The sequence below is a fragment of the Saccharopolyspora sp. NPDC000359 genome (genome assembly GCF_040300525.1).
Taxonomy (GTDB): Bacteria; Actinomycetota; Actinomycetes; order Mycobacteriales; family Pseudonocardiaceae; genus Saccharopolyspora.
The window spans coordinates 20,611-32,720 of the sequence record NZ_JBEPDU010000024.1; the positions used below are offsets into that span (position 1 = coordinate 20,611).

The following is a 12,110-nucleotide window of genomic DNA, read 5'->3' on the forward strand; positions in this document are numbered from 1 at the left end:
CCGGTGCACCGGCCTCCGGGACCACCACCAGGCGGTCGTCCGGGGGGCTCTAGCCGGAGTTCTGCTCGCTGAGCTTGTGCAGGGCGGCCATCTGGGCGTCGAGGCCCGCTGCGGTTTCGGCCGCGGACTTCAGCTCGGTGGCGAAGCTCTCCGGGACCTCGCCGCCGCTCTTGTAGAGCAGCTCGTGCTCGACCGCGGCCCAGAAGTCCATCGCGATGGTGCGCAGCTGGAGTTCCACGGCGACCAGCTCGGTGCGGTTGGACAGGTGCACCGGCATCTTGATGATCAGGTGCAGGCTGCGGTAGCCGTTCGGCTTCGGAACGGCGATGTAGTCCTTGGTCTGCACAATCTCGATCTCGTGCTGGCGGATGACGTCGCGGAGGAGGTAGACGTCGGAGACGAACGGGCACACCACCCGTACCCCGGCGATGTCGGTGAGGTGCTCGCGCGCCGACTCCGGGCTGACCGGCAGCCCGCGCCGGGTGAGCTTGGCGGCGATCGCCTCCGGGCGCTTGATCCGCGAGGTGATGTGCTCGATCGGGTCGTGCTCGTGGGCGTACTCGAACTCCTCGCTCCAGATGCGCAGCTTGGTCATGAGCTCGTCGACGCCGAACTTGTGCAGCATCAGCAGGTCACCGGTCTGCCGCATGAACGCCAGCGCGGACTCGCGGTCGGCGTCGCTGAGCTTCTCCAGGGCGCTGACCTGCGGGTATGGCCACCCGCGGGCACCGCCGCGCGCTGACCTGGCCTCAGAACTCATCGACGCTCCTACTCCTCCCGGGCTGCTCGGCTCCAGCGTATGCCGCACCGGCCGAGCAGGTGCCGTCGTGGCGGGTGGTGTGGACCACGGGGGTTCCGGCTCAGCGCCGCTGCGTGCAGCCGCTGCCGTGCGAGAAGGAGCTGTGCTCTGGGCCGCGCACCGGCGCGGACTGCTGCCGCAGTTGCGCCACGGAGCGCTCGAGGTCCTCGGCCAGCAGGTCGGCGAGGTCGTGGGTGAAGCCGTTGCGGACCACGATCCGCAGCACCGACAGGTCGGTGCGGTTGGCCGGGAACACGTAGGCCGGGACCAACCAACCACGTTCCCGCAGGTGCGCCGCCACGTCGAAGACGGAGAATCGGGTGACCTCGTCGCGCAGCGTGAAGGCGAACACCGGCAGCTGGTCCCCCCGGGTGAGCAACCGGAACGGCCCTAGGTCCTCGACGCGGTCGGCCAACGAGCGCGCCACGTCCCGGCAGGTCTGCTGGACCCGGCGGAAGCCCTCGAAGCCCAACCGCAGGAACGCGTAGTACTGCGCAACCACCTGCCCGCCCGGCCGGGAGAAGTTCAACGCGAACGTCGGCATGCTGCCGCCGAGGTAGTCGACCTCGAAGACCAGGTCCGGCGGCAGCGCGGCGGCCTCCCGCCACACCACCCAGCCCACCCCGGGGTAGACCAGCCCGTACTTGTGCCCGGAGGTGTTGATCGAGGCGACCCGGTCGAGCCGGAAGTCCCAGTGCAGGCCGGGATCGCAGAACGGTGCGATCATCGCCCCGGAGGCGCCGTCGACGTGCACCGGCACGTCCCAGCCGCGCTCGGCGGCCAACTGGTCCAGCGCGGCGCAGATCCCGGCCACCGGCTCGTAGCTCCCGTCGAACGTGGACCCCAGCACCGCCACCACGCCGATGGTGTGCTCGTCGCAGCGCGCGACGGCTTCGGCGGCGTCGAGGTGGAAGCGCTCACCCTCCATCGGCACCAGCCGCGGTTCGACGTCCCAGTAGTCCGCGAACTTCTCCCAGCAGACCTGCACGTTGGCGCCCATCACGATGTTCGGTCGGTCGGCTGGTTGGCCAGCGGCGCGCCGCGCGTGCTGCCACCGGCGCTTGAGGGCCAAGCCCGCCAGCATGCACGCCTCGCTGGAACCCGTGGTGGAGCAGCCGATGGTGGCATCGGGGTCGGGGGCGTGCCACAGGTCGGCGAGCATCCGCACGCAGCGCTGCTCCAGCGCGGCGGTGCGCGGGTACTCGTCCTTGTCGATCATGTTCTTGTCGAAGCACTCGGCCATCAACCGGTCCGCCTGGGGCTCCATCCAGCTGGTGACGAACGTGGCGAGGTTGAGCCGCGCGTTGCCGTCCAGCATCAGCTCGTCGTGCACCACCTGGTAGGCCACGTCGGGATCGAGCGCCTGCGCGGGCAGCCGGTTGCGCGGCACCTGCGCCGGTTCGGCGACGAACACGGGATTGATCGACAGGTGCTCGCGGCGGGAATCCCGGCTGCGGCGGTGCCCCCGGTTCCGTGCGGTCATGAACCCCACGCTAGGACAGCCACCTCCCACCCGCAGGCCGCGAATCCGGCACTAAGGTGCATGAGTGAATCTGAATTCGACATCGGATGTGAACGGGCGGCAGGCCCGGTGAGCTGGTGAGGAGTGGTGGTGGCACGGCAACGGCTCTCGCGCCGCGAGGCGCAGGCGCTGACCCGCGCACGGCTGCTCGACGCGGCAGCCGAGGAGTTCGCCGAGCACGGTGTCGCCGGGGCCTCGGTCGAACGGATCGCCGACCGCGCTGGCTACACCCGGGGCGCGTTCTACGGGCACTTCGCCGACAAGGACGCTGTCGTCGCGGCCCTGCTGGAGGAGCGGACCCACCGCGAGCGGGAGGAAGTGGCGCAGCTCGCGGCGGGCGAGGACGACACCTGGGAGGCGTTGCGGGCCTGGCACCGCGAACGGGCCGTTCACCTGGAGGAGTGGTTGGCGCTGCGCCTGGAGCTCGTGCGCCACACGCTGCGACGTCCCTCCGGTGAACGCTCCGTGCTCGCCGAGCGCGAGGCCTTCGCCCGCGACGCGCTCGCCGGGGCCGTGGCGCGCGAGCTGGGGTGTGGCGCGGAGGAAGCGGCGTTCACCGCTCTCGTCGTACATGCGCTCGAAGACGGCTTGGCCATCCAGCGCGCCATCAACCCCGACTCGGTCCCGCCGGACGCCGTCGTGACCGCCACCGAGGTGGTCCTCCGCGGCATGCGGTCATCCGAAGAGCCGCGCACCGGTGCAAGCCACGCCAGGTGAGGTGCCGGGGTCAGGCTGGCTGCCCCGCTGCCTCGGCGGGTGTCGACGGGTGGGCGATCGCGGTGATGAGCAGGCCGTTGCGCGAGGACCAGCGGCCGTGGAACTCCTGCCGCGGCACCTCGGGAGCCGGGGCGAGCAACTGGGCGTGGAAGGTTCCCGCCACCGGGTTGATGTCGATGGAGGCCTCGTCGAAGTCGAGCCACCGGTGCGTGAGCGGGAACCACGCCTTGTAGACGGATTCCTTGGCGCTGAAGAGCAACCGGTCCCAGTGCACTGTTGTCGAGGTGGTTTCGAGGCGCCGGATCCGGACGAGCTCCTCCGGGCGCGCGATGGTGTCGAGCACCCCGTCCGGGAGCGCCCCCGCGGGCTCCGCGTCGATGCCGATGCTGGCGAAGTCGGTGCGGCGCGCGACGGCGGCTGCGCGGTACCCGGCGCAGTGGGTCATGCTGCCGGTGATCCCGGTCGGCCAGCGGGGTGCTCCGCGCTCGCCCTTCAGCAGCGGTACCGGCGGGTGGCCGAGTTCGGCCAGTGCTTTCCGCGCGCAGTGCCGGACGGTGGTGAACTCGTTGCGCCGCTTGGGCACGGCCTTGGTGATGAGGGCTTGTTCCTCGGGGAACAGCGGGGTGCCGGGCTCGTCGTGGAATGCTTCGGCCGAGCGCACGTCGCTCGGCAGGACCTCGTCGATCACGTTGGTGTCCTCATCGGATCAGTGCTGCAGCTGTCGGATGTGGTCTGGCGACCGGACGTCCGGCGCGGCGGCCGGGGTGCCGTGGTCGGCGCCTGCGGAACTCCGCGGTGCAGGGGAGCTTTCGGCATGCTTGCGGGGAAGCGGATCAATCGTTCCGCACGGTCAACGCTCGCGCCGGGACGTCCTCCGGTGCTGGCCATTGTGGACATCGTGGGTGCTCACCGGGACACTTCCGGCGTGCCATTATTTGCCAGATTCACCGTTTGAGCCGTTCGGCTCCGGGCCAGACGAGTGGCGGCTACCCGTTCTGGCGGCGCGGCGGCGGGCGCGTTGGTCCGTTCGGACCTCTGCGATGGGCCGAACGGGAAGCCCGGTGGTCGCAATGCAGTAGTTCCGGAGGTATTGGTTGATAATTCAACAATGAGGCCTTCTCCGTCACTTCTCCGGGGCCTCTTGTCGTGGATTGCAGCCGCAATAATCTCCCTGCTAGTGTTCCGGGTGAAGATCCACTACGCGAGGTGCTCCATGGAAGTGTGGTTACGTGTTGCGTCAATGACGCTGCGAAGTGCGGTGGTGCGGACCCCGCGGCTTACTGGGGGAGTTGTCGGTGTCCTCTGATGTCATGTACCGCGAGGTGCTCAAATCAAAGATCCATCGCGCGACCGTAACCCAATCCGATTTGCACTACGTCGGTTCCATCACCATTGATCAGGCCTTGGTGGAAGCCGCCGACCTCGTGGCGGGCGAGAAGGTCGACGTGGTCGACGTGACCAACGGCGCCCGGCTGACCACCTACGTCATCGAAGGTCCCCGCGACAGCGGCGTGATCGGCATCAACGGCGCGGCCGCGCACCTGGTCAAGCCGGGTGACCTGGTCATCATCATCTCCTACGCGTCGGTCCCGGACGCGGTGGCTCGGACCTTCCAGCCGCACATCGTCTTCGCGGACGAGCAGAACCGGATCGCGCGGGTCGGTGGTGATCCGCTCGACGTCCCGACGGGTTCGGGCCTCGTGCGGGGTGACCTGGTGCACCCGGAGTAGGTCGACACCGACCTGGTGCGGACGGCTGCCGCGATTGTTCGCGCAGTCCGGCGAGTCGTCCGGAACGCAATTCTTGAACCGCTGTTCGGTGGGGTTCCCAGGTATTCCTGGCGCGATTTCCGCCGCAGTGGTGCACGCGCCCGCGCGCGATGCGGTGCCGGTGTTCCGTGCTGCCGACTTCGGCATTGGAATAACCGGTTGTCGAATCGTGCTCGCGGTTGCTGGTCGAAATTGCGCTGATTCGGATCACGGGACGCGTGCGGGATTCGCTTCGCTTTCCGGTGGCGGCGGATGAGGGACGATGAGTACTGCGAAGATCATGGACGACTTCACCGACGGGCTCGACGAGATCAACCTGGCCGAGCACGGACGGGCGCCGGAGGACGAGCGCGGCGCGGCGATCAAGGACACCATGTCCTCCGCCTACGACCTCGCGGCGCTGGGCTCGGACCCCGGTGACCTCTGGAACTGGGGGATGCACGACCCCGAGGTCGTGCGGGAGATCGAGGCGTTGATCCCGCACTTCGACAAGTTCAGCACGGACGGCTTCTCCGAGCAGCTCTACTTCCAGGCCCTGCGCGGGATCCCGGTGCCGCTGGAGGAGTTCGCCGGGCGTTCGGTACTGGAGGTCGGCTGCGGGATCGGCGGCGGCCTGAACTTCGTGTCGCGGTGCGTGCCGGGGGCGGACCTGGTCGGGCTCGACGTCTCACCACGAGCCGTGCAGCGCGCCACCGCGCAGTACGCGCGCGGCTCGTCCCTGCGGTTCGTCGTCGGTGACGCCGAGGCCCTGCCGTTCGACGACGGTGCCTTCGACGCCGTCATCAACGTCGAGAGCGCGCACACCTACCCGAACCTGGGCGGGTTCCTCGCCGAGGTCCGCCGGGTGCTCAAGCCCGGGGGCCACTTCTCGATGGTCGACCTGTTCACCGAACAGCGGGCCGGGCAGCTGGCGGCGGCGCGGAAGTCCCCCGCGGTCGAGGGGCTGGAGTGGGTCCAGGAACTGGACATCTCGGCCCAGGTCCGGGCCGCGATCCGGCGGCGGATGGCCCCGGGCAGCAGGCTGCGGGCGACGGTGGCGGGCAAGCGGATGTCGCCGCTGGCCCGGCGGGTCGCCGAGCACTCCAGGATCACCATCCTCGGCGGGCAGTTCGCCGGCTACCGCGACAGCGGGCTCATCACGCTGCTGCGGAAGGCGGGTGTGCTGCCGTCCAAGCAGGTGCTGCCGGTCAAGAGCTACGTCCACCACGTCGCGACGAAGGCGTGACAGCCGCGGCCAGCTGGTCCGCGACGACCGTCCGGTGTTCACCGCTTCTGGCGAGGGAATCATGGAAACCAGGCGACTCCAGCTCGCCCTGCCGCAGATGGCAGTCGGCGGGTTGTCCGAGAACTGGCTCTTCAAGGAACTGGGCGACCTGCACTGGAGCCTGCTCGCCGAGCACTTCGGCGTACCCGTCACCGAGCTGCGCGACGCGCAGGGCGACCGGGTGCTGCCGGTGTTCATCCGCATCCGGCTCGACGGCCCGCACCCGCTCAGCGCCTTCCGCGAGGGCGACGAGTGCGAGCTGAGCGGTCGACTGTCCGGGCTGGACGAGCAGACGTTCGTCAGCGACGTCGAGCTCCGGAGCGGGCAACGGGTCATCGGCGCGCGGCTGATGACCGGTTTCGCCAAGCGCGTGGCGGGCAACAACCTCGTGCTCGGCGCACCGGAAGTGGCTGCTGCCGCTGCGCCACTGCCCGCGACCGACGACCAACGGGAGTTCCACCGGGAGTTCATGGGCTCCCGGAACGCGACCGCCGCAGCAACGGGGCTGGTGTTCACCGGTTCCTACGGCCTGAACCCCTACTACGACCTCAACGGTGCGGGGCTGCTGTACTTCGCCTCGTACCCGCACATCAACGACCACTGCGAGCGCGAGTACGCCGGGACGGCGTTCCCGGAACTCGGCGCGGACTGGTCGGTGGCCATGTCCACGGTGTCCCGCGACGTGGTCTACCTCGGCAACTGCGGCCCGGACGACACCGTCGGCTACCGGTTGGAGTCCTGCCGCGCCGAAGCCGACGGCCGGGTGCGGCTGGTGTCCTCGCTGGTGCGCGAGAGCGACGGCGGGCTGCTGGCCAAGGTCACGACCGTCAAGGAACCCGTCGCCGACCTGCCGCGCCCCGCGCAGGTCGCTGCCGCACCGCGGCCGGACCTGGACGTCGTGGACCTGACCGCGCAGCTGCTCCCGGTGATGGCGCAGGCGCTGCCCGCCGACGCCGGTCCGATCGACGCGGACACCGATCTCCGCGACCAGGGGCTGGACAGCTTCGCCCTGGTGACCTTCGCGACGGACGCGACGGAGCGGCTCGGCTTCGACGTCGACGCCAGCCGGCTGTTCCAGCGCTTCACCGTCGCCGACATCGCCCGCACGATCGCCGGTGCGGAGCTCCCGGCTCCCGCGCCGCGCGTCGTGGCGGAACCGGCCGTCGGGGACGTCGCGGTGATCGGCATGGCGGGCCGGTTCCCTGGTGCCGACTCGGTCGACGAGCTGTGGCAGCTGCTGGTCTCCGGCGGTCAGGCGATCTCGGAGGCCCCCGCGCGGGCGAACTGGTCGTCGGGCGAGGCCCCCCGCCGGGGCGGTTTCCTGCGCGACGTGGCCCGTTTCGACCAGGGTTTCTTCCGGATCTCGCCGCGCGAGGCGGAGCTGATGGACCCGCAGCAGCGGTTGTTCCTGGAAGTGGCCTGGGCGGCGTTCGAAGACGCCGGGTACGACGTGACGCGGCTGCGCGGCAGCAGCACCGGTGTGTTCGCCGGGGTCTGCCACCGCGACTACGCCGCGCTGCTGCGCGCGCACCAGCCCTCGGTTGCCGCGCAGCAGGCCGTGGCCACCTCCTTCTCCGCCATCCCGAACCGGGTGTCCTTCGCCTTCGGCTTCCACGGCAGCAGCGTCGCGGTGGACACGATGTGCTCCTCGTCGCTGGTCGCGGTCGCCCAGGCGGTCCGGGAGCTGCAGGCCGGGGAGTGCGAGCAGGCGCTGGTCGGCGGGGTCAACGTCATCTGCGACCGGGACCAGCACCTGGCCTACTCGGCGGCCGGGGCGTTGAGCCCGGACGGGCTCTGCCGGACCTTCGACGAGCAGGCCAACGGCTACGTCCGCGGCGAAGGCGTGTGCGCGCTGGTGCTCAAACCGCTGCGCAGGGCGCTTGCCGACGGTGACCAGGTCCACGGGGTGATCAAGGGCGCGGCGGTCAACCACGGCGGCCAGGCGCAGTCGCTGACCGCGCCGAACGTCGACGCGCAGGCGGCCCTGGTGGTGGAGGCGCACCGCAAGGCGGGCGTCGACCCGGCGACCGTCGGGTACCTGGAGGCGCACGGCACCGGCACGCCGCTCGGTGACCCGATCGAGGTGGCCGGTCTGGTGCAGGCCTTCGACCGCCTCTACCGGGCTTGGGGACACCCGCCCGCGCCGGACCCGCACTGCGGCATCGGGTCGTTGAAGACCAACATCGGGCACCTCGAATCCGCCGCGGGCATCGCGGGCATGATCAAGGTGCTGCTCGCGATGCGGCACCGCATGCTCCCGGCGAACCAGGGCTTCCAGCGCCTGAACCCGAGGATCGAGCTCGCGGGGTCGCCGTTCCACGTGCAGGCCGAGCGGGCCCCGTGGACGCCGCGCGGCGGGGTGCCCCGGCGCGCTGGGGTGAGTTCCTTCGGCATGGGCGGTACCAACGCCCACGTGGTGCTGGAGGAGGCCCCGCCGGCGCCGCAGCCGACAGGCACCGGACCGCAGACCGTCGTGCTGTCGGCCGCGACGCGCGAAGCGCTCGCCGCGCTGGCCGACGAGCTGGCCGAGCACCTCGCCGAGCAAGCACCACCGCTCCCGTCGATCGCCTTCACCACCCAGGTGGGGCGAGCGGCCCTGGCGCACCGCTGCGCGATCGTCACCGGCTCCCCGGAGTCGCTGCGCGAACACCTGGGCCGGGTGACCGCCGGTTCGGTGTTGTCCGACGTGGACGATCCCGGGGCGGTCGCCGTGGCGCGGCAGTGGGTCAGCGGCGACGAGGTGGACTGGGCCGCGCGGTGGCCTTCCGGTGATCGGCCGCAGCGGGTCTCGTTGCCGACCTACCCGTTCGGCGGCGACCGGCACTGGATCGTCCCGGACACCACCGGCGAATTCCTCACCAAGACCTGGCAGCCCAGCACCTCGGGTCCGCCCGGTCCGCCCGTCGGCGGAACCTTCCTGGTCCTGGCCACCAGTGCCGCGGAGCGGGCGGCGGCGGCGTTGTTCGCCGGGAGCGCGGCCCGGACCTCGGTGGTCCGCGCCGACCGGCTCACCAGCGGGCCCGACGCGCTGGAGACCGCGCTCCTCGCGACCGGCGGCCTCGCCGAGGGCGAAGCCATCGCGGGCGTGGTCGACCTGACCGACTGGTGCGCGGGCGACGTGCCGATCAACGTCGAAGGCCGGGTGGCGTTCCTGCAGCAGGTGCTGGCACGGTACCGGTTGCCGTCGCTGCGGTGCCTGCACGTGACGCGGGGCCTGCAGCGGTTCGGCGACGTCGAGCCCGAGCTGGCCGGTGCCGAGCTGGCCGGGCTGTACCGCGTGCTCTCCAGCGAGTTCGGCAGCGTCGAGAGTCGCACGGTCGACGTGGACTTCGACTCCGCCGACGAACTGGACCGGGTGCTGACCTTCGAGGTGGCCGCCGGGGACCGGCAGACCGAGGTCTGCTACCGCGACGGGCAGCGCTACCAACCCCGGCTGGAGTTCGCCGCGACCGGCACCGGACCGGACCTGCTCGGTGACCTCTCCGACGGCGCGGTGCTCATCACCGGCGGGACCGGGGAGATCGGGCTGCGCGCGGCCCGTGAACTGCACGAGCTGGGGGCGCAGCACCTGGTGCTCATCGGCAGGCGGCGGTTGCCCGCGCGGGCGAAGTGGCCGGAACTGGCCCGCGACGAGGCCACCGATCCGGCGCTGCGCCGCAAGCTCACCGCGCTGCTGGAACTGGAGTCGCGCGTCGGCACGTTGCAGGTGCGCACGAACCCGCTGACCGACGTGGCGTCCCTGCGCAAGATCGTCTCCGCCGCGCACCGCAGGAGCGGCGGGATCAGCGCGGTCTTGCACTGCGCGGGCACCATCGCCGAGAGCCGCTCGCTGCTGACCAAGTCCACCGAGGAGTTCTGGCGGACCGCCCAGCCGAAGGTCCAGGCGGTGCGCACCCTGTGGGCCGCACTGGAGGGCTACCGGCCACGGGCCCTCGTCCTGTTCTCCTCGGTCTCCGCCGCGCTGCCCGTTCTCGGCGCCTCCTACAGCGACTACGCGACGTCCAACGGGTTCCTCGACTTCTTCGCCGTGCACACCGACGGCGCGGGGTGCGCGGTGCGGTCCGTGCAGTGGCCGCTGTGGCGCGGGGTCGGGATGGGCCGCGACCGGACCAGCTCCTCCGGCGAACTCGGCATCCCCGATCTGACCGAGCGCGAAGGGCTCGACCTGCTGCGCGCCGTGCTGCGTGGCAGCGAGCACCCGACCCTGCTGCCCTGCCGGGCCGATCGCGCGCAGGTCGACCTCCCGGAACTGCTGCTCGCGCCGGAGCCGCGAGCGGCCACCACAGCGGGTGCCGGGACCACGACCGCGCCGGTGCCCGGCGGTTCGCAGCTGGAGTGGTTGACCGGGGTGTTCGCCCGCACGTTGCGGACGACGGTGGACGCGCTGCCCGCCGATGCCGACTTCGCCGACCTCGGCATCGACTCGCTGCTGCTGGCCGAGCTGGTGCGGGAGCTGGAGGCCGAACTGGCGCGGCCGGTCGACCCCAGCCTGCTGCAGGAGAACCCGACCCTGGCCGGGCTGGCCGCGGTGCTGGCACCGCAGCAGTCGGCCGCCGCGGCCGCCGCCCCGGTCGGTGCCCAGGAACGCGGGGCGGGACCGGTTCCGATCGCGGTGATCGGCCTGGCCTGCCGGTTCCCGGGTGCGCCCGACCCGGCCGCCTACTGGCGGAACCTCGTCGAGGGCCGCGACAGCGTCCGCGAAGTGCCCTCGTCGCGCTGGGACGTCGACGCGCTGTACTCGCCCGAGCGGCAACCGGGTCGCAGCACCAGCAAATGGGGCGGTTTCATCGACGACGCTGCGGAGTTCGACCCGGACTACTTCGGTTTCGACGACAGCACCGCGCAGTACCTGGACCCGCTGGTGCGCAAGGCCCTGGAGGTCGGCGCCGAGTGCTTCCGGGACGCCGGGTACCGCGAGGAGGAGCTCAAGGGCCGCGCGGTCGGGGTGTACGTCGGGTCACGCAGCGCCAACTACCGGGAGTACGTGCGCCCGCTGCCGCCCGCGGCGATCATCGGCCTCAACCAGAACTTCATCGCCGCGCACCTCTCGCAGGCCTTCGACCTGACCGGTCCGAACATGGTCGTCGACACCGCCTGCTCGTCCTCGCTGGTGACCGTGCACCTGGCCTGCCAGGCCCTGGCGGCGGGCGAAGCGGAGCTGGCGCTGGCCGGTGGCGTGGACCTGCTGCTCGACGAGGAGCAGTACCTGCTGCTCAGCGAGGCCGGTGCGCTCTCGCCGACCGGGCGGTGCCGCACCTTCGACCGGGACGCCGACGGGTTCGTGCCCGGCGAAGGCGGCGGCATGGTGCTGCTCAAGCGGCTGGACCAGGCCGAACGCGATGGCGACCGGGTGCTGGCGGTCATCGAGTCCGGTTCGGTGAACAACGACGGGCGGACCATGGGCCACACGACGCCCAGCGGAGCCGCCCAGCGCGAGCTGATCGAGCGGACGCTGGCCAGGGCTGGCATCGACGCCCGCAGCATCGGCTACGTCGAGGCGCACGGGACCGGCACCATGATCGGCGACCCGATCGAGCTGCAGGCGCTCACCGCGAACTTCCGGCGCCACACCGACGACCGCGCCTTCTGCGGGGTGGGCAGCGTCAAGTCCAACATCGGCCACCTGCTCAGCGCTGCTGGGGTGGCCGGGCTGATGAAGGTGGTGCTCGCCCTGCACCACCAGCAGGTCCCGCCGACGCTGCACTGCTCGGTGCCCAACCCGCGGTTCGCCTTCCCGGACTCGCCGTTCTACCCGGTGACCGAACTGCGGGACTTCAGCGGCGGGGCCGGGTTGCAGCGGGCCGCGGTGAGCGCGTTCGGCTTCGGCGGCACCAACGCCCACCTCGTCCTGCGCCGCGCGGAACCCGGTGCGGTGCGCCGGGGTCCGCTGCCGCCACCCGAGTACCGCAGGCGGCACATCTGGTTCGACCGGGACCGGCAGGCAGCGCCTGCGGTCACCGGCGAGCGCAAGCGGCCCGCGCCGTCCCGGCGTTCGGCCCGGCTGGACCTCACCTTCCTCACGACAGGTTGACGGAGACA

The 12,110-nt window shown here is 71.2% G+C and carries 7 protein-coding genes; 4 read left to right on the forward strand and 3 right to left on the reverse strand.

Going from position 1 to position 12,110, the window contains the following annotated elements:
• Positions 1 to 49 precede the first annotated feature (49 nt).
• Together ABT324_RS17110 and gad are read right to left on the reverse strand one after the other, a co-directional pair.
• The gene (locus ABT324_RS17110) at positions 50 to 760 is read right to left on the reverse strand and encodes a GTP pyrophosphokinase (RefSeq protein WP_351177769.1); all 711 of its coding nucleotides are present in this window, start codon (positions 758 to 760) and stop codon (positions 50 to 52) included.
• A gap of 100 nt (positions 761 to 860) precedes the next feature.
• The gene (gene gad / locus ABT324_RS17115; RefSeq protein WP_351177772.1) at positions 861 to 2,282 is read right to left on the reverse strand and encodes a glutamate decarboxylase; all 1,422 of its coding nucleotides are present in this window, start codon (positions 2,280 to 2,282) and stop codon (positions 861 to 863) included.
• Between the two features lie 129 nt (positions 2,283 to 2,411).
• Between gad and ABT324_RS17120 the strand changes: the two genes are divergently transcribed.
• Positions 2,412 to 3,038 carry a TetR/AcrR family transcriptional regulator gene (locus ABT324_RS17120; RefSeq protein WP_351177775.1) on the forward strand — a complete coding sequence of 209 codons (627 nt, stop codon included), beginning with the start codon at positions 2,412 to 2,414 and terminating at the stop codon, positions 3,036 to 3,038.
• A gap of 10 nt (positions 3,039 to 3,048) precedes the next feature.
• Here the strand turns inward: ABT324_RS17120 and ABT324_RS17125 are convergent, their stop codons facing one another.
• The gene (locus tag ABT324_RS17125; RefSeq protein WP_351177778.1) at positions 3,049 to 3,726 is read right to left on the reverse strand and encodes a 4'-phosphopantetheinyl transferase family protein; all 678 of its coding nucleotides are present in this window, start codon (positions 3,724 to 3,726) and stop codon (positions 3,049 to 3,051) included.
• 622 nt (positions 3,727 to 4,348) lie between these two features.
• Between ABT324_RS17125 and panD the strand changes: the two genes are divergently transcribed.
• The 3 genes from panD (at position 4,349) to ABT324_RS17140 (ending at position 12,102) form a co-directional block, all read left to right on the forward strand.
• Entirely contained in the window at positions 4,349 to 4,768 is a 420-nt protein-coding gene (gene panD / locus ABT324_RS17130) for an aspartate 1-decarboxylase (RefSeq protein ID WP_502949750.1), read from the forward strand.
• A gap of 301 nt (positions 4,769 to 5,069) precedes the next feature.
• A complete protein-coding gene (locus ABT324_RS17135) occupies positions 5,070 to 6,032 on the forward strand; it encodes a class I SAM-dependent methyltransferase (protein WP_351177784.1) in 963 nt (320 codons plus the stop codon).
• A 61-nt stretch (positions 6,033 to 6,093) separates the two neighbouring features.
• A complete protein-coding gene (locus ABT324_RS17140; RefSeq protein WP_351177787.1) occupies positions 6,094 to 12,102 on the forward strand; it encodes a beta-ketoacyl synthase N-terminal-like domain-containing protein in 6,009 nt (2,002 codons plus the stop codon).
• Positions 12,103 to 12,110: the final 8 nt, after the last annotated feature.